The organism is Paenarthrobacter sp. YJN-D (genome assembly GCF_015040335.1).
GTDB lineage: Bacteria > Actinomycetota > Actinomycetes > Actinomycetales > Micrococcaceae > Arthrobacter > Arthrobacter nicotinovorans.
This window is the reverse complement of record NZ_CP053549.1, coordinates 2,594,617-2,615,796: the sequence shown is the minus strand read 5'-3', so window position 1 is coordinate 2,615,796 and position 21,180 is coordinate 2,594,617. Positions and strand designations below refer to the sequence as shown.

Here is a 21,180-nt window from a genome sequence, read left to right as displayed (position 1 = left end):
TCTCATGCGTCTGGCGATTATCGGGTTGATTCTGCTTGTAGCGGGCGGGGTAACCGTGGCCACGGGGGTCCTGCCGTGGCACGAGGTAGCGGTCCTCGTGGACCGGGTAGCTCCGATCCTGGCATTTGTCGTCGCCATGACCGTGGTAACCGAACTCGTCAGTGAAGCCGGCACCTTCCAATGGGTCGCCCGGCATTTGCGCAGATGGGGGAGGGGACGCAGCGTCCTGCTGTGGTTGCTGCTGGCGCTGTTCGCCACCTTGAGCACAATCTTCCTGTCCCTGGATACGACGGCGGTCCTCCTCACTCCCGTCGTGGTCACCGTAGCCCGGCAGGCAGGACTGCCTGTCCTGCCTTTCGCGCTGACAACTGTGTGGCTGGCCAACACAGCCAGCCTGCTGCTGCCCATCTCGAACCTCACCAACCTCCTGGCGCAGCACAACCTGGGTGGGATCACCCCGGCCCAATTCGCCCAGCTCATGTGGGCGCCCTCGCTTGCCGCCATCCTGGTGCCACTGGCCTTCATCGCCCTCGTTTTCCGGCGCGAACTGCGCAAGAGCTACGGCCTGGATGAATCCCGCCCGACGGTCGCTTCCACGGCCAAGGCCCCCGACCGCCTTCTGCTGGTGGGCAGCGCGGTGGTCCTGGTGCTGCTGCTGCCGGCCCTGGTGTCAGGAGCTGCCATCTGGATTCCGGCATCCCTCGCAGCGGCGGTCCTGGCAGTCCTGTTCGTTTTTCGGCGGCCCGCGGTCCTGAAGATCACGCTGATTCCCTGGTCGCTGCTCCTGTTCACCTGTGGCCTGTTCCTGGTTGTCGAGGCCACCCAGTACCTGGGCGCATCAGCAATACTCGGTGAAGTGGCGGGCCAGGGCAGTGGCTTCATCGAACTCCTACGGCTCGCCATGACCGGTGCCCTCGGCTCAAACGTCGTCAACAACCTGCCTGCTTACCTTCTGGCCGAACCGCTGGCGGGAACCCCGGAACGGATGGCGGCGTTGCTGGTGGGCGTCAACGCAGGTCCGTTGATTGCCCCCTGGGCGTCCTTGGCAACACTGCTGTGGCACGACAGGCTGATGCGGATGAACGTACACGTGAAATGGCAGGGCTACGCGGTGATGGGCCTGCTGGTGGCACCGCTGACCATAGTCGCCGCCATTGCGGCGCTCGCAGCCTTTGGACCAGGTGGGTTGTTCGGCTAGCCTGCGTACAGTTCGCCGACCGGCACCTCCGCAGGCAACCTGTTGGCCGGGCCTGCGAGCGGGCACGCCCAGGCCTCGTTGTAGGCGCATGAGGGGTTGTAGGCGAAGTTGAAATCGAGGGTGAACTCCTGCCCGGCGCCCGTTCCCCTTGTCCCGTGGAATGAACCTTTGATGGTGTCCAGAAGGTACCTGCCGGCACCGTAGCTGCCACCCTGTCTGCCGGCGGTCGCATCACGGAACGGAACGAAGATCCCGCCACCGTAGCTCCGGAGCCGCCAAACAGCCAAGGAACCAAGTCCGGGCAGTTCAAACGTGCCGATCCGGGTGAAAGGCACCACTCCGTCAGTCCCGGTCTCGACATTCATTTCCTGTCCCTGGCCTTCCGGCTGGAGCACGGCATGGAACCGGTAGGCGGGGTCGTACCCGGCGGTCTGCAATCCGGAAAACGATGCCTTCATCTCCGGCGTGAGGGCAGAGGCAGGATGCGTGGCAAACATCAGGTCCCGCTCCTGGCGCCAGTACACGTGTGCATCGAAGGGATTGGTCGCTGCGAGTTGCCGGACCTTGTCATAGAGGGCGAAGGTCTTCAGACGCCAGTCAGCTATGTCTACTGCGGACATCGTGGGGATAGTGTCCTCGGATTCATCGTGCTGAGTAGGGGCCATACCCTCAGCCTAGACCTGTGCGTGTCGCGGCACCCCCGCCGCTAGGCTGTGCTCATGACTGGCACGAGGAATCCGGGCGGCATTCCGCTCAAACTAGCCGCCGTGGCGCTTGCGGGTTCCATGGTGGTGGGCACAGCGGCATGCTCATCCGAAAACAAGGGCCCACAGGTCACCTCTACGGCGACATCGCGGCCCAACAGTTCCGAATCGGGGACCGGGGCGCCTGAAGGCTCGACGACGCCCCCCACCACTGAGGCCAGCCAAGCGACATCTCCGGCCGGCTCGAGCGGAACGGACGCTCCTTCCGGGTCACCGACCGCGGGTCCGGATCCGGCTCCCACGGCCCTGTCCTGGAAAACCTATACGGATGCCGCCAAGAGCGTCAGTTTCGAGCTTCCGAAGGACTGGATCGCGCAATCCGCAGAACCTGCCGCCGGCTCGTTGGCTGGCGCCGTCAAGGTGGAAGTCAAAGATGGCGCAGGGAAATACATAGCCACCCTCCAAACAGGGTTGCCTCCGTCCGCTCCGGCTGCCTGCCCTGCGGGGCAGGGGAAGCCCTACGTGGTGATCAGCAGCACGCCCGTTGACGTACCGCACTCCGACGGGCCGGACACCATTGATCCGCGGATGGTCTTCCGCGTCATCCAGGGGTATAGGTTCTTCGGTTCCTATGGGATTACCAACATGGTGGCCGGCGTTGACGGCCAGGCGTGCGAGCTCGTCAACCGCGTACAGGGACCGGCAGGAAAAGGCGACTTCTCGTTCGGGGATGTCCTTACCCTGCATGCCTTCGCTGCCGAGGAAAAAGTGGCGCCCGTGAAGTCTTTCGATACGCTGGACCTGGCCGCTAAATACGTGGCCCACGATTCTGAATTCGCCAACGTCCAGCGGATGCTACTGTCTCTGAAGGTCAATCCGTAGTCCTGGGGTTGGCTGATCCACACACTCGGCGGCGTTGGGGGCCGCGCGCCGCAACCCAGTCCGGAGATCAATGGAACGCAACGTTGCTGCCACGCTCGTTTTCAAGACCGCGGCCAACACCAAAGTGGCCATGGCCATTGCCGTGGCCAACAACCCAGGCTATGACCTGGTGACCGAGAACCTGTCGGTCACTGTTGCGGGCGAGGAACTTCCTGTAGCCGAACTCAGCGACCACCATGGTGGACGGTTCCACTATCTTGAGTTCGCCGAGCCCAGCGAAGTAACGGTGGACTACCGGGCAAGTGTCCACGGCTATGCCGTTCCCGATACGTCCACTCCCATGGAGCTCATCCGGTATGTCAGGCCAAGCCGTTACGCGGAGTCGGACAGGCTGCTGCCCACCTCCTATGCCGAGTTCGGCGGCCTGCAGGGTGCCGAACTGCTCCACGCAGTTCGTGACTGGGTCCACGGAGAGCTCCGCTACGTCAGTGGCTCGTCGCGGGGGACGGATGGAGCCGTGGAAACCCTGCTGCACCGCAAGGGTGTGTGCAGGGACTTTGCCCACCTCGCCATTGCCTTGTTGCGCTCCAAGGATGTGCCTGCGCGCCTTGCTGCCGTCTACGCCCCCGGCCTGAGCCCCATGGATTTCCATGCGGTGGCCGAAGCCTATGTTGACGGGTCCTGGCGGATCATTGATCCCACTGGCCTGGCGCCGCGTGAATCCATGCTCCGCATCACCGCCGGGCGTGACTCCTCGGACACTGCATTTCTTTCCACGGTGGGTGGAAGTCTCTCGCTGAAGACCCTGAAGGTCAGCGCTTCCATCAACGGAGAGCTCCCGGTGGAGAACCACCGGGAGCTCGTCAGCCTGCGCTAGTGTCCGGCCACTGAGGCTCGGAGCTTCTCGGTCAACCGCAAGAGTTCGCGCTGTTCATCGGCCGTGAGAGCGGGCGCCACCAGGGTTGCGATGTCGCGCACGTGTTCGCGCCCGATGGTTTTTTGAAGTTCCCGTCCCGCCTCGGTGAGGGCCAGCAGGACCCCGCGGCCGTCGTCGGGGGCGGTGGTCCGCTCCACGAGTCCGCGCTTCTCCAAGCGGTCCACCAAGCGGCTCAAGCTGGACTGGCTCAGCAGCACTTTGTCGTTGATCTCGTTCAGGCGCAGTTGGCCTGACGGGCAGCGCGAGAGCGTGAACAGGACGTCGTATTCCTTCACGGGCAGGGTCTTGAAGGCAGGTCCGGACTGCAGCTTCCGCATCACCGCCACCTGGGAGCGGAACAAGGACTCCCAGGTTTCGGCGGCGAGGCGGACGGCAGAGGACCCCGAGGGGGCGGGCATCAGGCGTCCTGGCCCGCTGCGCCGGCGGTAGCCGATTCGGTGACCTTGGCTTCCAGGGCGGCTGCCACGCGGGAGGCGTGGGTGGGCGCATCCGGCACGTGTGCGGGCTTCATGGCGGCGTACTCCTTGCGCAGGACCGGCAGGACTTCCTCACCAAAGAGGTCCAGTTGCTCCAAGACGGTCTTCAGTGGAAGGCCGGCGTGGTCGATCAGGAACAACTGGCGCTGGTAGTCGCCGAAGGCTTCACGGAAGGTCAGGGTCTTCTCGATGACTTCCTGCGGGCTGCCGACGGTCAGGGGCGTTTGCGACGTGAAGTCCTCCAGCGACGGGCCGTGTCCGTAAACCGGGGCGTTGTCGAAGTACGGACGGAATTCCTTGACGGCGTCCTGGGAGTTCTTCCTCATGAAGAACTGGCCGCCGAGGCCAACGATCGCCTGGTCTGCCTTGCCGTGGCCGTAGTGCTCGTAGCGCTCACGGTACAGGCCGATCAACTGCTGGTAGTGCTCCTTCGGCCAGAAGATGTTGTTGGCGAAGAAGCCATCGCCGTAGTAAGCAGCAACCTCCGCGATCTGGGGAGTTCGGATGGAGCCGTGCCAGACGAAGGGAGCGACGTCGTCGAGCGGCCGCGGCGTCGAAGTGAAGTTCTGCAGCGGGGTACGGAACTTGCCGGACCAGTTGACAGTGTCCTCATCCCAGAGCTTGCGGAGCAGGCTGTAGTTCTCGATCGCGAGTTCGATGCCGTCCTGGATGTTCTTGCCGAACCAGGGGTACACGGGCGCCGTATTGCCGCGACCGAGCACCAGGTCCACGCGCCCATCGGAGAGGTGCTGGAGCATGGCGAAGTCTTCTGCGATCTTCACGGGGTCGTTGGTGGTGATCAGTGTGGTCGCAGTGGACAGCGTGATGCGCTCTGTCTGGGCAGCGATGTAAGCCAAGGTGGTGGTGGGGGAGGAGGAGAAGAACGGGCGGTTGTGGTGCTCGCCCAGGGCGTAGACATCCATGCCGATTTCTTCGACCTTCTTGGCGATGGCAACGGACGCCTTGATGCGCTCGTTTTCGGTGGGCGTGCGGCCCGTTGTGGGGTCAGTCGTGATGTCGCTGACGCTGAATACGCCGATCTGCATGATGTGCCTTTCTCCCTGCCCGTGGTCCCGGGCTCTGTAAACAGTGTACCTCAAACTAGATGCATTTGCATGTATCAGTGCCTGTAACAGGACAGGGCCGGGAATTGTTCCCGGCCCTGCTTAGGTGATTGTTGAGGAGCTACTCCCCGGGATTGTGGGCCGCGCGGCGGCCCTTGACCCGGGGGATCATGCCCGTGGTCCAGTCCTGGAACTCGTCTGCACCACTGCCGCCCTGGCCGTTGCTTCCCTGGCTGTTGTTTCCGGGTGCTGGAGTTGGCTTCTCCTGCAGCTCACGCAGCAATTGCTTCTTCTCCCTGCGTCCTTCCACCAGTTTGTACAGGACAGGGACCAGCACCAGGGTCAGGGCCGTTGAAGAGACAAGACCGCCAATGACGACGATGGCCAAAGGTTGCGAGATAAAGCCTCCACCGCCTGTCAGGCCCAGCGCCATCGGAGTCAAAGCGAAAACAGTTGCCAGCGCCGTCATCAGGATGGGGCGGAGACGTTGCCGGGCACCATGGGTGATGGCGTCAGCGACGGTCATGCCGGGGCGGCCGTCATGCGGTTTCCGGTATTGATTGATGAGGTCGATCAGGACAATCGCGTTGGTCACCACGATGCCCACCAACATCAGCATGCCGATCAGTGACGGCAGGCCCAACGGCACACCTGTCAGCAACAGGAGGCCGATGGCGCCTGTGGCCGCGAACGGCACGGAGACCAGCAGGATCAGGGGCTGGATGAGTGACTTGAATGCCGCCACCATGATCACGTAGACAATGGCAATCGCCGCCAGAAGCGCCAGGCCCAGTTGGCGGAAAGACTCCGCCTGCTGGGTGGTGGCGCCGCCGATGGTGGCGGTGACTCCGGCGGGCAGATCTACCTTGGCGAGCCGCTCCTGCACGGCGGTGCTGACGCTGCCGAGGTTGGATCCCGACGGCGTGACGGTCACCCGCGCGGTCCGCTGGCCGTTGCTGCTGGTGATGGATACCGGCGTGTCCACTTGTTCGACGGCGGCGATGGTCTCGAGCGCGACGCCTCCGCGGGCCGTGGGGAGCTGGAGCGCCCGAACGGCGGCAAGGCTGGTGAACCGGGTCCCTTGGCCGATCTGGACCGGGTAGTCATCCGTGTCGATCCGGACTGTGCCGGCAGGGATGGGGCTGACCGTGGAGGCGAGGAACGCACCCACTTGTTCCTCGGTCAAACCCGCAGCTACTGCCTTGGCACGGTCAACCCGGACCTGGACCACGGACTGGGTGGATGCCAGGTTGGTTGAGACTTCCGTGCTGCCGGGAACACCCTCCATGGCCTTGACCATGGCATCACTGGCCGTCTTCAGGTCAGCGGAGTTGGCAGCCTTGATGGTGATATCCACTGTGGAGGACGTCCCGAAGCCGCCTTGCTGGGAGCCAACGGTGATCTTGCCTGCCGCCCCGGCCAGCTTGTTCCGGACTTCCTCCTGGAGCTTGCCCTGGTTGACTTTCTCGTCCGTGACGATCGTGAACGTCGAGTTCGATGAACCCGTCGATGTCAGGGCAGCGAAGCCGGTCTGGGCGTTGCCGGAGGTTACCTGCACATCCTTGATGCCCTCGATGCCCTTGAGGGCATCCTCAACCTTCGTGGCCTCTTCGCTGGTTGCCTGCAGGCTGGTGCCGGCCGGCAGGACCTGCCGGACCGTCATGCTGTTCTCCCCGGAGCGGCCCAGCAGGTCCGTGGCCAGCAACGGTGACACGGCAATGGTCGCCACCAGGATCAGGGCTGCGGCGGACAAGGTCATGACGGGGTGCTTCTGGGTCTTTGTCAGGATCGGAAGGTAGCCGCGCTGGAGCCGGCTCCGCTGCTCGGCTTCACGTGCTTTCTCCGCCGTTTCCTTACCGGAGCCTTCCGTATCGGAGTTAGCGGCCTCGGCGACCTTCCTGGGCGACGACAGGAACCAGTAAGCCAGTACGGGGACGATGGTCAGGGAAACCAGGAGCGAGGACAACAAAGCTATGGTCACGGTCAGCGCGAAGGGGCGGAATAACTCACCGGCGAGATCGCCCACGAACGCAATCGGAAGGAACACTGCAACCGTCGTCAGCGTCGACGCCGTAATGGCCCCCGCCACCTCGCGGATCGATGTCAGGATGGCCGTGAGCTTGTGTTCGCCGTAGCTCAAGTGCCGTTTGATGTTCTCGATCACCACGATTGAGTCATCCACCACACGCCCGATGGCAATGGTGAGGGCGCCCAGCGTGAGGATGTTCAGTGAGTACCCGGTGGCAGAGATGCCAATGAAAGTTATCAGCAGGGACAGCGGAATGGACACTGCCGTGACCAAGGTCGAGCGGACGGACATCAGGAACACCAGGATGACCGCCACGGCAAAGCCAAGGCCCAGGAGCCCTTCAGTGGTGAGGTCCTTGATGGATTTCTCAATGAACGGGGCCTGGTCAAAAACAGGAGTGAAGGTGGCGTTGTTCCCCAGTTCCTCTTCCATCGTCCCGATGGCGTCACGGACAGCATGGGAGATCGCCACAGTATCGCCCTCGGGCTTCTTCGTGACGGACAGGGCCAACGTCGGCTTGCCGTTGGTTCGCGTAATTGATGTGGCGGCGTCGTCTTCGATGCTGACGTCTGCTACGGCACCGATGGTGGTGGCTTTGCTGGTTCCTGCCAGCGGAAGTCCCTTGATAACGTCCAGGGAGTCCACAGGACTGCCGAGTTGGAGGGAGAGCGTTTTGCCCTGGTCCTCGATGGTGCCGACGGGAACCAGGGTCCCGTTGTTCTTCAGCGCGCTGCTGATGGATTGGACCGAGGCTCCCGTTGAGGCGAGATCGGCCTGGCGGGGCTGGATCAGGATGTGCTGGCTGGCGCCGCCAGTCACGTCGGCGCCCCGGACGCCGTCGATCTTCTGGAGGCGGGGCACGCTGAGCCTGAGCAGGTCCGCGTTGAGTTCACTCAGCGGTTTGTCGGACGAAACGGCCAGGTAGACGATCGGGAAGTCGCTGATGTTGCCCGCGATGGACTGGGGCTCCACGTTGGCGGGCAGCACTCGCTTGGCGTTGGAAATGGCCCGGTCGATCTGGTTGCGTGCGCGATCGAGATTAGAGCCATAGGTGAACACCATGGTGATCTGCGAGACGCCGTTGCGTGAGGTGGACGAGGTTGATTCAAGCCCTTCGACGCTGTTCAGCGCAGTTTCAAGGGGCTGGCTCAGCTGCTTGTCCACCACCTCCGGCGAAGCGCCTGGCATGGAGGTGACAACTGTAATCTGAGGGAACTCGATGGACGGGATGAGTTCCTGCTTCAGCGACCCCATGGTGATCACGCCGAACACCGCCGCAAAGACGGTGATCAGCGCGATCAGGGCCCGGTTGCCCAGGGAAAGCTTGGCCAGGCGGAACATTGCATCGACTCCTGTGGTCTACGAAACGATTCGTCTGACGGGAACCGGCCGCAGCCCCGGGGTGTGGCCTAGCCCTGGACGGCGTTGGCCACTTCCAATTGCAGGGACCTGGCTGTGCTGGCCTCCAGTTCGGCGGCAAGGTCCGGGTTCTCATTGAGCTTGACGCCGTAGCCCGGCATCATGTCCTTGAGCTTGGACTGCCATCCCTTGAAGTTCTTGGGGAAGGACTTCTGCAGCAGTTCGATCATGATCGGCACAGCCGTGGACGCTCCAGGCGATGCACCGAGGAGGGCGCCGATGGAGCCGTCGCGGGAGGCGATGACCTCGGTGCCGAACTGCAGGACACCACCCTTCTGGGGATGCTTCTTGATGATCTGTACACGCTGGCCGGCAGTGATCAGTTCCCAGTTGCTGCCGACGGCCTCGGGGTAGTACTCGCGCAGCGATTCCACCTTGGCTTCGTGCCGCTTGGCAACCTCCTTGATGAGGTAGGCCGTGAGATCCATGTTGTCCTTGGCCACTGCCAGCATGGGGATGATGTTCCCCGGGCGGATGGACAGGGGAAGGTCAAGGTAGCTGGAAGTCTTCAGGAAGTTGGTGGAGAAGCCGGCGTAAGGACCGAACAGGAGGGAACGCTTTCCGTCAACAAAGCGGGTGTCCAGGTGGGGTACGGACATCGGGGGAGCGCCGACCGAGGCCTGGCCGTAGACCTTGGCGCTGTGCTGGGAGGTGATGGCATCATCGGTGCAGCGGAAGAACTGTCCCGATACGGGGAATCCGCCGTAGCCCTTGCTTTCCGGGATGCCCGAGGCCTGCAGCAGGTGGAGCGCACCGCCGCCGGCGCCAACGAAGACAAAGTTGGCGTGGATACGGCCGTGCTCGCCGGACTTGGCATGCTTGATGGACAGATCCCAGCCGCCGCCTGCTGCGCGGTTGATGTTGGTGACGTCGTGGCCGTAGTTGACCTCGGCGCCGCTGCCCTGAAGGTAACCGGTCAGCTCGCGGGTCAGGGCGCCGAAATCGACGTCGGTGCCTTCCGCTGCGCGGGTGGCGGCGACACGCTGCTTGCGGTCACGGCCCTTGACGATCAGGGGTGCCCACTTGGCGATTTGGTCCTGGTCCTCGGTGTACTCCATGCTGCGGAACAGCGTGTTGGGCTTGAGGGCCTCGTAGCGGGTCTTGAGGAATTTCGCGTGGTCCTCGCCAATGACGAAGCTCATGTGCGGAACGGTGTTGATGAAGCCCTTGGGCGATCCGATCACCTTGCTGTCCACCAAGTGGGACCAGAACTGGCGTGAGAGCTGGAACTGCTCGTTGATGTGGAGGGCCTTGGAAGGATCCACGGAACCGTCCTTGGCTGCGGGTGAGTAGTTAAGCTCACACAGGGCAGCGTGTCCGGTGCCGGCGTTGTTCCACGGTCCAGAGCTCTCGAGCCCCGCTTCGTCGAGTCGTTCGAACAGGGAGATGGTCCAGGTGGGTTCAAGTTGCTTGATGAACGCACCGAGGGTGGCACTCATGATTCCGCCGCCAATAAGGACGACGTCGGCATGTTGAGTCTTGGAAATGAAGGTCACGATCAATCTCCGTTAGCGGCGGCACTGGCTGTCACAGAATATCCCCGTGCAGACCCAATACTGAAATTGTGGGGAATCGTCAAGGCTTTAAGCGGACGTTCGTGAAAACTTCGTTGAGGACCGGTGAAGCGGGGTAGCTTTCCACCTTGTTGGACAACGCCAGGGCCGAGATGGGGAAGGCGATCGGGACTGCCGGCACGGACGCGGCAATCTCGGCATTGATGGCCTGGTACTGGGCATTGCGGTCATCGCCCTCAGGCATGGCGCGTGCCCTTTCGATTTTGTGGAAGACCTCCGAGTCCGTGTAGCCGAACTCCGCGCGGCTTTCTCCGAAGAGGGGCCCCAGGAAGTTGTCGGCATCGGCGTACGAGCCGTTCCATCCGAGCAGGTGCAGCCCACGGTCCCCGGCGGACTGGACCTTTTGGAGGTAGCCGTTTTCCCAGTCAATGGGAACCGGTTTGATGTTGAGGCCAACGGCAACCAGCTGGCGGCTTATTTCGGCGTAGATCTTCTCGGGAGTGGGCATGTAGGCCCGCGTGGCATTCAACGGATAGTAGAACTTCAGTTCCTCACCCTTGTAGCCGGCCTTCTCGAGAAGCTGTTTGGCCTTCTCGGGGTTGTATCCCAGCGACGGGGCGTTGTTGTTGAAGCCGCTGAGCTTTGGCGGCACGAACTGGGACGCCTGAGCAGTGTTGTCGATGAAGAACTTGCGGATCAGGGATTCTTTGTCCACGGCCATTTCAATGGCTTGGCGGACCTCCAGCTTGTCCAGGGGTGCCACTGCCTGGTTGATGCCCAGGTACATCACGGAGAACGGGTCCCGTTGGATGATCTGGACACCCTTCTTGACGAGTTGGTCGAAGGTTGCCGGCGTCACGAGGTCGTAGGCGTCGATTTTGCCATCCAGAAGAGCCTGCTGCCGTGTCTCGGCGCGGTCGTAAGGGATGAAATTGATGGTGGCTATTTGGCCCCTGTTGCCCCAATAGCCTTTGTAGCTTTGGAGGGTGATCTTGTTTTCGTCCCAGGTTCCAAATTGGTAGGGACCGGTCCCCACGGGGTGGCTCGCGTAGGCAGAAACTGCCTGGCCGTTCCGGGTCTGGTCAAGAACGTTGGCGCGCTGCGCTTCAAGGGCGGCGGGGGAAGAAATGGCGAAGGCCGGAAGCGTCAGTGCCTGCAGGAACCCGGTGAAGGGCCTGGTCAGGTTGATTTGGACGTCGGTGGGTGAGACCACCTTGCAGTCCTTGAAGATGGAGAAGACGGGCTCGTCCGAATAGGCCTTGAAAACGCCCTGGAATGAGATTCCCGGTGCCTGCTTCCGGAGATCGGCAGGGAAGCTGAACCAGCGGCTGAAGTTGGCACACACTGCGGTTGCGTCGAAAGGTGTTCCGTCGTGGAAGGTGACTTTGGAGCGGAGGGTGAAGTCGTAGGTCAGACCGTTGTTGCTGTCTTTCCACTCCGTGGCCAGCAGGGGAGTGGTGTCTCCGGTTGATCCGTCAACACCAACCAGTCCCTCAAGGACCTGGCGCGTTACACGGTAGGACTCGGAATCGGCCGTCATGGCAGGGTCAAGGCCCAAGGGCATCGACGCCGTGCCGAAATTGAAGGTGGCCGTCGGCTCGGCCGGGGCTGAGCTTCCGGTAGACGACGACGGCGCGGGGCCAGGCGTTCCTGTACATGCCGCCAGCCCCAGTACTGCAAAAACAGAGCCCACCTTGAGCAACTGCACGGTCAGGCTCCGCATTTTGCTGCTTGCCACTCTTGTCCCCTCAAGCCGGTTGAAATGCCACGGCCGGCTTAGGCCAGACCACATTCCAGTCTAGTTGAACGTCCCGAACGCACTTCCCAGCGCTTATTCAGGTAGCTGTCCCCGCTGCTTGAGGAAAAACCCCCGGCTCTGCAACCGGGGGTGCTCCGTGTGCCCATGGCCACGGTCCTTCTTGACTCTTGTGCGCAAGGGGGGACTTGAACCCCCACGCCCGAAGGCACAGGAACCTAAATCCTGCGTGTCTGCCAATTTCACCACTCGCGCCGGCCGGCATTCAGGCCCCCTTGGGGCGCCCGATGCCATATACGGCCTCCAGTGTACCCGTTACCCGTCCAGCTTGAGGTCCCGGCGCAGCTTGGCTACGTGGCCCGTGGCGCGGACGTTGTACTGGGCCAGGGAAACCTTGCCATCGGGGTCAACCACGATGGTGGAGCGGATCAGCCCCTGGTAGGTCCTGCCGTAGTTTTTCTTTTCGCCCCATGCCCCGTAGGCGTCGGCGACGGTGTGCTCCTGGTCGGACAGCAGCGGGAAGGTGAGTTGCTCTTCCGCCGCAAATTTGGCGATGGCGTCCACGGAATCGGGGGAGACTCCAACAACTTCGTAGCCGGCCGCTTGCAGGGAGCCCAGAGTGTCTCTGAAGTCACAAGCCTCTTTGGTGCACCCGGGAGTTGAGGCGGCCGGGTAGAAGTAGACGATGGTTTTTCGGCCCCGGAAGTCGGACAAACTGATGTTTTCGCCCGAGGTGTCCTGCAGGGTGAAGTCCGGTGCAACGTCGCCGGGGATAAGTCGTTCAGCCAAAATATGCTCCTTGCTTTTGGTCGCGATTTCCCAGTTTAGACCGCAGAAGCCACGTCCCCGGCTCTTGCGCGCATATACTGTCGGCATGCCAGATATGGAGAGATGGCCCACTACCCGACTGCTTTCGACAGCTGCCCGCCTGGTGGAAATCTCGTGGAACGAAAAATTGAAGTCCATCGGCCTTACCCACGCCGGGGTCATTGCCATGCAAGTACTTGCAGCCAAGGGTGCAATTACCCAGGCGGCTTTGGCTGAAGTTGCGAGGGTTAAAGCCCAGACCATGGGGACCACCCTTGCCAGGCTTGAGCTGCACGGGCACGTTACACGCCAACGCAGCGACTCGGACCGCAGAAGCCACGTGGTCACCTTGACGGAGGCCGGTAGCGCAGCCCTTGCGGAAGCTGTGAAGCTGGAGCAGGAAGTGTTGTCGCCTGTCGCTGTGGATACTGCGAGGCTGCGTGAGGAACTCCGGATTGTTGTCCGGGGGCTTGCGGGCTTGCCCGCTCCCGAGCAGGAATCCCAGGAAGTCGAAAGCGACGTGCCGCAGGCCTGATTCAAAACCGGCAAGGGGCTTTCCCTGCCGGCAATTCCTGCCAGTCAAAAAAGTAAAGGCTCCGGATCGTGTGAACGATCCGGAGCCTTTTGTCTTGGTGCACCCCCCGGGACTCGAACCCGGAACCCATTGATTAAGAGTCAATTGCTCTGCCAGTTGAGCTAGAGGTGCAGCTATTGTTTCGGTCTTGGAGGGAATTCGCATTCCTTGCGGACCTCCGCAACGACAAATAACTCTACACCACAATTCGCGGATTCAAAACCACGCTCGAAGTGAAGCTGCGCACGGCGCGGGATGGCATTCCTGAGGAAAAACAAAAGACCCTGGAGTGAATTCACTCCAGGGTCTTTCAGTGGTGCACCCCCCGGGACTCGAACCCGGAACCCATTGATTAAGAGTCAATTGCTCTGCCAGTTGAGCTAGAGGTGCAGCTGTTGATTTCGATCATCCGTGGGGCGTTTCCTTCCCCGGCGATCTCCGCAACGACAAGTAACTCTACACGACTTGGTCCGAAGTGCGAAATCGAGCCGGGGCACTTGCCGCGCATCATGGTTGGCTCCGCAAAATCAGCGCGAAGTCAGGGTTTTTGTTGTTGCTGAGCACCCATAGATCGCCGTTCGGTGCGCGGGCAACGTCACGCAAGCGGCCGTACCCGCCTGTGAAATAAGCCACAGGGGTTCCTGCTGTTGGGCCATCGAGGGGAACGGCCCAGAGCCGCTGGCCGCGAAGGGCGCCGGTGTAAGCCACGCCGTTGATGATTTCCAGCCCGCTCGGCGACGCCTCGGACGTCGAGGGCCAGACGACCTTCGCGTCGGTCAGACCGCTTCGGCCCGGCGCCCCCGTCACCAGAGGCCAGCCGTAATTGCCGCCGGGGAGGATGAGATTCAGTTCGTCGTCCACGTCAGGGCCGAACTCGCTTGCCCACAGCCTACCTTCGGCATCCCAGGCCAGGCCTTGGACGTTCCGGTGCCCATAGCTGTACACAGGATTGTCACCGAAAGGATTACCCGGCGCGGGGCGCCCCTCCGGGGTCAGGCGGAGGATCTTGCCACCCAGGGCATCCGTGTCCTGCGGTTGCTCCCTCCGCTGGGAGTCCCCGGTGCCGACATAGAGCATTCCGTCCGGACCGAAACGAATACGTCCTCCGTTGTGGGTCGACGCCTTCGGGATTCCAGGGAAGATGACCTCCGGTGTGCCGAGCCCCGAGGGCCCGTCGGCATCCTCCTTGAGTTGCATCCGGACAATCCGGTTGTCAGTTGCCGACGTCAGATAGGCATAGAGCCACCGGTCGGAGGCAAAAGACGGCGACACGGCAAGTCCCAGCAATCCGCCTTCGCCGCCGGGAACGACGCCGGGTACCTCGGCTATCGGGGTCGCGCGGCCGTCTCTGATCCCCACGAGCCGCGCCGAATCCCGTTCGGACACTACGGCGGTGCCGTCCGGCAGGAAGACGACGGACCATGGCAGATGGAGCCCGACGTCGAGCTTTTGCAGGACCTCAGGCGCCGGCGGTGCGGCCTGCCCCGTCCGGCTCGATCCGGAGCCGGCCGGATTCGGGGTGGCCGCGGTGCCGGGCGAGGAGGTGCCGCCGGTGCAGGCTGAAAGTGCCGCTGCCAACACAAGTGCATGGCCGGCCGCCACAAGCCGTTGTCCTCCCGTGAAGCCTTTTCCTGCACCTTGGTGTCCCATGCCTGTGTGCTGCTCCTGACGCGACGGATTCCGGATGGCCGGATCAGTGCCTGCTGCGCCGGGGCGGACGGAATCCGGCTGCCTCAGCATGGGCTGCGGATTCGAACCAGACGTCCGCTTCGACGTCGTTGTAGTCGGCGGCGTCCTCATCGTGATACGTCATGGTCGCCGCCATTGCCTTGACAGGATGGCCTTCGCGCTGCGTGCTGGACGAGCCGGTTCCGTAGGGCTCCTCCGCGGCAAGGTGCCCGGACGGGCCGGTTTCCTCGATCGCAGAGCCTTCAGTCGTGGCTTCTTCGGCTGTGGTGTCTTCAACGGTGTCTTCGCCGGCTGCGGTCTCGGCACCGGGGAGTGTGGGGGAGTGCGGAGCAGTGTACTCCTGGTGATGGACCGGTGCGCCTGCAGCGTCAGTCCACGATGATTCCCACTCGGCTTTGTCGGCTGCGTCATCGGCCCTGGCGACGTCGTCAGCGGTGACCTCGACGGCGGGCGCCTCCTGCCAGTCGTCAACGTCGCCGGCGTCGGCAGTGTGCAACCTGGCGTCGGTATCCACTACCGGTTCGTCCACCACCGGCTCTTCGACAACCGGGGCTGCAATGACCGGTTCCTCGACCGTCAGGCCGGGTGTTGCGGCCTTCTGCACGTCGGTTTGCATGTCGGTTTGCCCGTCGGCGGATTCATCGGAGGCCCCGGGGCGAACGCCGGCCTCACCAACGGCAGGTTCACTTGTCTCGCCGTGGGGTTCAACTGCTGTTTCGTCGGGGCGTGGTTCTTCTGCGCGTTCTTCTTCTGCGCGTTCTTCTTCCCGGAGCGGCTCGTCAGCGGTTGGTCCGCTACCCTCGGCAGCTGCTTTGCCAAGGTTGGTTACGCCGGCCAGTCCGGCGACTCCCGCAGTCACCGCACCCGGATCCGGTACGGTTCCGGTATTGGTGGACTCCATTGCTGCGGGAGCCGGGCTAGCGGTGGTATTCGAGGTTTTGTTGCGGCTCATGAGCCACCAAAGAATCGCGACGACCAAAACAATGACAATGACCCAAATTAACCAATCCATGGCGGGTGCCCTTCTGCTCACAGGGGTGCAGTACGTGGTATTTCAGACGTTACGTGCCTGCTATTGGGCTGTCCAGCTTTTGGTCGGCCGGTCCCCGGAATTGATCAGATTACTGAGGAAGGTCGGGCGGCAAATTCTTTGGAAGGAATTCCTGCCCGTCGCCTAGTCTGGCTGCATGGACTTCAAAAGGCTGCAGATTCTGCGGGAGCTGGCTGATCGCCAAAGCGTGGGCGCCACCGCAGATGCCATGAATGTCACTGCTTCCGCCGTTTCCCAGCAGTTGAAGACCCTGCAGGCCGAATTGGGCGTGACCCTGGTGGAAAAGGCCGGCAGGGGAGTGCAGCTGACTGAGGCCGGACACGCCATGGCTGCTGCAGCCGCCGAAATAGCTACAGCCATGGCCCGCGCTGAGTCCACCGTCGACAGCTACCGGAAAGGCTGGCAGACCAATGTTTCAGCGGCATTCTTTCCAAGTGCGGCGGAAATGCTGCTGCCGGGAATGCTGCATCGTGTAGCCGCTGTGGAGGGACTGGGCTTCGATGCCCATTTCGAGGATCCGGGAACGGCACATTTTGCTCCTTTGGTGGCCGACTATGACATTGTGCTGGCGCACAGCGTGGATGGGCCCGAGGTCTTTGCCCGGCCGGGACTAGCGGTAGTCCCGCTGCTGGAGGAAGCACTCGACGTTGCCATGCCTGCCGGGCACCCGCTGGCGTCCAAAGCGCGGTTGACTCCGGAGGACGTGGTGGACCACCCCTGGATCGGCGTTCCTGAGGGATTCCCCTTTGACGCGGTCCTTCGGCAAATCGAAGTCCATGCAGGCAAGCACGCCACGCGCGGCCAGCGTTATCCGGACCTGAGGGTCCTTGAAGCGCTGGTGGGAGCAGGCCACGGAATCTGCCTCCTTCCCCGTTATACGGCCCGCGCCAGTGCACGGAGGGGATTGGTCCTCCGTCCGCTCACGGGAGTAAAGGCGAGCAGAAGCATCGTCGCCCTGTCACGGCAGGAAGTGGCCGCACGGGCCACGATTGCAGGCGTGCTGGAGATGCTCCAGGCTGAGGCTGCCGGGATCGCCCGCCAGTCGGGCGACACCTGAGCCGCCGGCGCAACTCCACATGTGCCGGGTTTCCGCAATAATTGCCGGTTCGGGCTTAACCCGGCGGGGAAGAAGCGCTGGCGCCACCAGGTGCACATAGACTTTGGACCATGACCGACACCAACATTGCTACAGACAACACGCCGGACATCAAACCCCGCAGCCGGGTCGTCACCGATGGCATTCATGCCGCTCCCGCCCGTGGCATGTTCCGCGCCGTCGGCATGGGCGATGACGACTTTGCCAAACCCCAGATTGGTGTCGCCAGCTCGTGGAACGAAATTACCCCCTGCAACCTCTCCCTTAACCGGCTCGCGCAGGGCGCCAAGGAAGGCGTCCATGCCGGCGGTGGCTTCCCGATGCAGTTCGGCACGATCTCCGTATCGGACGGCATTTCCATGGGCCATGAAGGCATGCACTTCTCGCTCGTCTCCCGCGAAGTCATTGCCGACTCCGTGGAGACCGTGATGCAGGCCGAGCGCATTGATGGTTCGGTCTTGCTGGCCGGTTGCGACAAGTCCCTCCCGGGGATGCTCATGGCGGCCGCCCGCCTGGACCTCGCTTCGGTGTTCCTCTACGCCGGTTCGATCATGCCGGGCTGGGTCAAGCTCGAAGACGGTTCGGAGAAGGAAGTCACCCTCATCGACGCTTTCGAAGCGGTGGGTGCCTGCGCCGCCGGGAAGATGAGTATGGAGGACCTCACCCGCATCGAAAAGGCCATCTGTCCCGGCGAGGGCGCCTGTGGCGGCATGTACACGGCCAACACCATGGCGTGCATCGGCGAAGCCCTTGGCATGTCCCTCCCGGGCTCGGCGGCACCGCCGTCGGCAGACCGCCGTCGTGATGACTTTGCGCGCAAGTCCGGCGAAGCGGTGGTCAACCTGCTGCGCCTGGGCATCACCGCGCGCGACATCATGACCAAGAAGGCCTTCGAAAATGCCATCGCCGTGACCATGGCGTTCGGCGGTTCCACCAACGCCGTGCTGCACTTGCTGGCGATCGCCCGTGAGGCAGAGGTCGAACTGACCCTGGATGACTTCAACCGCATCGGGGACAAGATTCCGCACCTCGGCGACTTGAAGCCCTTTGGGCGTTACGTCATGACCGACGTCGACAAGATCGGCGGCGTGCCGGTCATCATGAAGGCGCTGCTCGACGCCGGCCTGCTGCACGGCGACTGCCTCACCGTCACCGGCAAGACCCTCGCCGAGAACCTCGCCTCCATCAATCCGCCGGATCTGGATGGCAAGATCCTCCGCGCGCTGGACAACCCGATCCACAAGACCGGCGGCATCACCATCCTCCACGGATCCATGGCGCCGGAGGGCGCTGTGGTCAAGAGCGCCGGCTTCGATGCCGACGTCTTCGAGGGAACCGCCCGTGTGTTCGAGCGCGAGCAGGGCGCCCTGACGGCCTTGGATAATGGCGAGATCCACAAGGGCGACGTTGTGGTCATTCGCTACGAGGGCCCCAAGGGCGGCCCTGGCATGCGCGAAATGCTTGCCATTACCGGCGCCATCAAGGGCGCGGGGTTGGGCAAGGACGTGCTGCTGCTGACTGATGGCCGCTTCTCGGGCGGCACCACCGGCTTGTGCATCGGCCACGTTGCGCCGGAAGCCGTCGACGGCGGTCCGATCGCCTTTGTGCAGGACGGCGACCGCATCCGTGTCGACATCGCTGCCCGTTCGTTCGACCTCCTGGTTGATGACGCGGAGCTCGAAGCCCGCAAGGAGGGCTGGCAGCCGCTGCCCGCCAAGTTCACCAAGGGTGTGCTGGCAAAGTACGCAAAACTGGTCCACAGTGCTTCCACGGGAGCTTACTGCGGATAATTTCCTGTCTTGGACTCCGCTCCGGCAATGGGGCGGAGTCCGGCAGGCGGACATCGCTGTCCAAATAGTGAGATACGATAGTGGTCAATTGACACGTATCTCACTTTGAGGGAACACTGAACGCATGATCACATTCGTTACCGTCGGCGTCGTCGTCCTTACCAAGCGCGTGGCTTAGCCCGACTGGTAACGAACCGTCACGCGCAAACCCCTCGAAGAGCCGCAAGGCTGAGGGGTTTTTTTATTCCCAAGACCCACCCATTGAAGATCCACTAAGGAAGAGTCCGATGAGCAAAGGATCGCCGATCAGCCCCTCGCTGATGGCTGCAAAGTCCGCTGGAGCCCACAAAGCTCCGGAAAAGGTCGACCGATCGGCGGAGTCCGTCGTCGTCGATTCTGCTGCACCTCTCTCTCCTGTACTTGGGCCGAACACCGTTGTACCCCCGACGGTGATGACCGGCTCGCAAGCAATTGTCCGTTCGCTCGAAGAACTCGGCGTGGACGATATTTTTGGTTTGCCCGGTGGCGCGATCCTGCCCACCTATGACCCCTTGATGGCCTCCAGCATGAATCACATCCTGGTCCGTCACGAACAGGGAGCCGGCCACGCCGCGCAAGGCTACGCCATGGTTACCGGACGGGTTGGCGTTTGCATCGCCACCTCGGGACCCGGTGCCACCAACCTCGTTACCGCCATCATGGATGCCCACATGGACTCCGTGCCGATGGTGGCCATCACCGGCCAGGTTGCCAGCGGAGTCATCGGCACCGATGCCTTCCAGGAAGCGGACATCGTGGGAATCACGATGCCCATCACCAAGCACTCATTCCTGGTGACCGACCCCAACGACATTCCGCACGTCATGGCCGAAGCTTTCCACCTGGCATCCACCGGCCGGCCCGGTCCGGTCCTGGTGGACATCGCCAAGGATGCCCAGGTCGGCCAGATGACGTTCTCGTGGCCACCGAAAGTGGATCTGCCCGGGTACCGTCCCGTGGTCCGCGGGCACAACAAGCAGGTCCGCGAAGCGGCCAAGCTGATCGCAGCATCCAGCAAGCCTGTTCTCTACGTGGGCGGCGGCGTGGTCAAGGGCCACGCATCTGCAGAACTGATGGAACTCGCTCTGGCTACCGGCGCTCCCGTGGTCACCACCCTCATGGCCCGCGGAGCGTTCCCGGACTCCCACCCGCAACACGTCGGCATGCCCGGCATGCACGGTTCGGTCTCCGCGGTAACCGCCCTCCAGCAGGCAGATCTGCTGATCACCCTGGGTGCCCGCTTCGATGACCGCGTGACAGGTGTCCTGAAGACCTTCGCGCCCTTTGCAAAGGTCATTCACGCCGACATCGACCCCGCGGAAATCTCCAAGAACCGTACGGCCGATGTCCCGATCGTAGGTTCGGTCAAGGAAATCATTCCGGAACTCACGGAGGCCGTGAAGACCCAGTTCGAGCAGAGCGGTGCTCCGGACCTCGACGCATGGTGGGCCTTCCTGGGCAACCTGCGCGAGACCTACCCGCTGGGTTGGACGGAGCCCGAAGACGGACTGTCCGCCCCGCAGCGCGTCATCAAGCGCATTGGTGAACTCACGGGTCCGGAAGGCATTTACGTTGCAGGCGTTGGCCAGCACCAGATGTGGGCCGCCCAGTTCATCAAGTACGAGCGCCCGCATGCCTGGCTGAACTCCGGTGGTGCCGGCACCATGGGCTACTCGGTTCCCGCGGCGATGGGTGCCAAGGTCGGCGAGCCGGACCGCGTGGTCTGGGCCATTGATGGAGACGGCTGCTTCCAGATGACCAACCAGGAACTGGCTACCTGCGCCATCAACAACATCCCCATCAAGGTGGCCATCATCAACAACTCCTCGCTGGGTATGGTCCGCCAATGGCAGACCCTGTTCTACGAGGGCCGCTACTCGAACACCGATTTGAACACCGGCCACGACACCGTCCGGATTCCGGACTTCGTCAAGCTGGCGGATGCCTATGGCTGTGCAGCCTTGCGTTGTGAGCGTGACGAGGACATCGACGCCACCATCCAGAAGGCGCTTGAGATCAATGACCGCCCGGTGGTCATCGACTTCGTTGTGAGCCCCAACTCGATGGTGTGGCCGATGGTGCCTTCGGGCGTCAGCAATGACCAGATCCAGGTTGCCCGCAACATGACCCCGGAATGGGAAGAGGAGGACTAGAC

The 21,180-nt window shown here is 62.7% G+C and carries 16 protein-coding genes and 3 tRNA genes; 7 read left to right on the top strand and 12 right to left on the bottom strand.

Annotated elements, in window-relative coordinates:
- Window positions 1–4 precede the first annotated feature (4 nt).
- Window positions 5–1,198 carry an SLC13 family permease gene (locus tag HMI60_RS12135; RefSeq protein WP_193589722.1) on the top strand — a complete coding sequence of 398 codons (1,194 nt, stop codon included), beginning with the start codon at window positions 5–7 and terminating at the stop codon, window positions 1,196–1,198.
- Here the strand turns inward: HMI60_RS12135 and HMI60_RS12130 are convergent.
- A complete protein-coding gene (locus tag HMI60_RS12130) occupies window positions 1,195–1,863 on the bottom strand; it encodes a DUF1684 domain-containing protein (RefSeq protein WP_193589721.1) in 669 nt (222 codons plus the stop codon). The genes HMI60_RS12135 and HMI60_RS12130 overlap by 4 nt on opposite strands.
- 54 nt (window positions 1,864–1,917) lie before the next feature.
- Here HMI60_RS12130 and HMI60_RS12125 point away from each other — a divergent pair, with 54 nt between their 5' ends.
- Both HMI60_RS12125 and HMI60_RS12120 read left to right on the top strand, forming a co-directional pair.
- Window positions 1,918–2,784 carry a hypothetical protein gene (locus HMI60_RS12125; protein WP_193589720.1) on the top strand — a complete coding sequence of 289 codons (867 nt, stop codon included), beginning with the start codon at window positions 1,918–1,920 and terminating at the stop codon, window positions 2,782–2,784.
- A gap of 70 nt (window positions 2,785–2,854) precedes the next feature.
- Window positions 2,855–3,661: a transglutaminase family protein gene (locus HMI60_RS12120; RefSeq protein WP_055972202.1), complete on the top strand. Its 807-nt coding sequence runs from the start codon at window positions 2,855–2,857 to the stop codon at window positions 3,659–3,661.
- Here HMI60_RS12120 and HMI60_RS12115 read toward each other — a convergent pair.
- From HMI60_RS12115 to bcp, 7 genes are all read right to left on the bottom strand, one after another.
- The gene (locus HMI60_RS12115) at window positions 3,658–4,119 is read right to left on the bottom strand and encodes a MarR family winged helix-turn-helix transcriptional regulator (protein WP_018776271.1); all 462 of its coding nucleotides are present in this window, start codon (window positions 4,117–4,119) and stop codon (window positions 3,658–3,660) included. The two genes, HMI60_RS12120 and HMI60_RS12115, sit on opposite strands and share 4 nt — an antisense overlap.
- On the bottom strand, window positions 4,119–5,243 hold the full coding sequence (locus tag HMI60_RS12110) for an LLM class flavin-dependent oxidoreductase (protein ID WP_018776270.1): 1,125 nt from the start codon (window positions 5,241–5,243) through the stop codon (window positions 4,119–4,121). The genes HMI60_RS12115 and HMI60_RS12110 overlap by 1 nt, the downstream gene beginning before the upstream one ends.
- Window positions 5,244–5,382: 139 nt before the next feature.
- Entirely contained in the window at window positions 5,383–8,631 is a 3,249-nt protein-coding gene (locus tag HMI60_RS12105) for an efflux RND transporter permease subunit (protein WP_193589719.1), read from the bottom strand.
- Between the two features lie 68 nt (window positions 8,632–8,699).
- On the bottom strand, window positions 8,700–10,205 hold the full coding sequence (locus HMI60_RS12100) for a malate:quinone oxidoreductase (RefSeq protein ID WP_018776268.1): 1,506 nt from the start codon (window positions 10,203–10,205) through the stop codon (window positions 8,700–8,702).
- 79 nt (window positions 10,206–10,284) lie between these two features.
- Entirely contained in the window at window positions 10,285–11,961 is a 1,677-nt protein-coding gene (locus HMI60_RS12095) for an ABC transporter substrate-binding protein (RefSeq protein WP_370584007.1), read from the bottom strand.
- A gap of 191 nt (window positions 11,962–12,152) precedes the next feature.
- Window positions 12,153–12,234: transfer RNA gene (locus HMI60_RS12090), tRNA-Leu, on the bottom strand.
- A gap of 60 nt (window positions 12,235–12,294) precedes the next feature.
- Window positions 12,295–12,768: a thioredoxin-dependent thiol peroxidase gene (gene bcp / locus HMI60_RS12085; RefSeq protein WP_110503980.1), complete on the bottom strand. Its 474-nt coding sequence runs from the start codon at window positions 12,766–12,768 to the stop codon at window positions 12,295–12,297.
- A gap of 85 nt (window positions 12,769–12,853) precedes the next feature.
- On the opposite strand from bcp, the gene HMI60_RS12080 reads away from it, so the two are divergent.
- Complete coding sequence (locus tag HMI60_RS12080; RefSeq protein ID WP_026266909.1) at window positions 12,854–13,321, top strand: MarR family winged helix-turn-helix transcriptional regulator; 468 nt, start codon at window positions 12,854–12,856, stop codon at window positions 13,319–13,321.
- A 95-nt stretch (window positions 13,322–13,416) separates the two neighbouring features.
- On the opposite strand, the gene HMI60_RS12075 is transcribed toward HMI60_RS12080, so the two are convergent.
- The 4 genes from HMI60_RS12075 to HMI60_RS12060 form a co-directional block, all read right to left on the bottom strand.
- Window positions 13,417–13,492: transfer RNA gene (locus tag HMI60_RS12075), tRNA-Lys, on the bottom strand.
- A 182-nt stretch (window positions 13,493–13,674) separates the two neighbouring features.
- A tRNA-Lys gene (locus HMI60_RS12070) sits at window positions 13,675–13,750 on the bottom strand.
- A 117-nt stretch (window positions 13,751–13,867) separates the two neighbouring features.
- Complete coding sequence (locus HMI60_RS12065) at window positions 13,868–15,010, bottom strand: sorbosone dehydrogenase family protein (protein WP_193591172.1); 1,143 nt, start codon at window positions 15,008–15,010, stop codon at window positions 13,868–13,870.
- 43 nt (window positions 15,011–15,053) lie between these two features.
- Window positions 15,054–16,061 carry a hypothetical protein gene (locus HMI60_RS12060; RefSeq protein ID WP_227453523.1) on the bottom strand — a complete coding sequence of 336 codons (1,008 nt, stop codon included), beginning with the start codon at window positions 16,059–16,061 and terminating at the stop codon, window positions 15,054–15,056.
- Window positions 16,062–16,236: 175 nt separating this feature from the next.
- Here HMI60_RS12060 and HMI60_RS12055 point away from each other — a divergent pair, with 175 nt between their 5' ends.
- The 3 genes from HMI60_RS12055 (at window position 16,237) to HMI60_RS12045 (ending at window position 21,178) form a co-directional block, all read left to right on the top strand.
- Window positions 16,237–17,157, top strand: coding sequence for a LysR family transcriptional regulator (locus HMI60_RS12055; protein WP_018776262.1), 921 nt, complete (start codon window positions 16,237–16,239; stop codon window positions 17,155–17,157).
- A 110-nt stretch (window positions 17,158–17,267) separates the two neighbouring features.
- Complete coding sequence (gene ilvD / locus HMI60_RS12050) at window positions 17,268–18,986, top strand: dihydroxy-acid dehydratase (RefSeq protein WP_018776261.1); 1,719 nt, start codon at window positions 17,268–17,270, stop codon at window positions 18,984–18,986.
- Between the two features lie 287 nt (window positions 18,987–19,273).
- Window positions 19,274–21,178: an acetolactate synthase large subunit gene (locus tag HMI60_RS12045; protein WP_018776260.1), complete on the top strand. Its 1,905-nt coding sequence runs from the start codon at window positions 19,274–19,276 to the stop codon at window positions 21,176–21,178.
- Window positions 21,179–21,180: the final 2 nt, after the last annotated feature.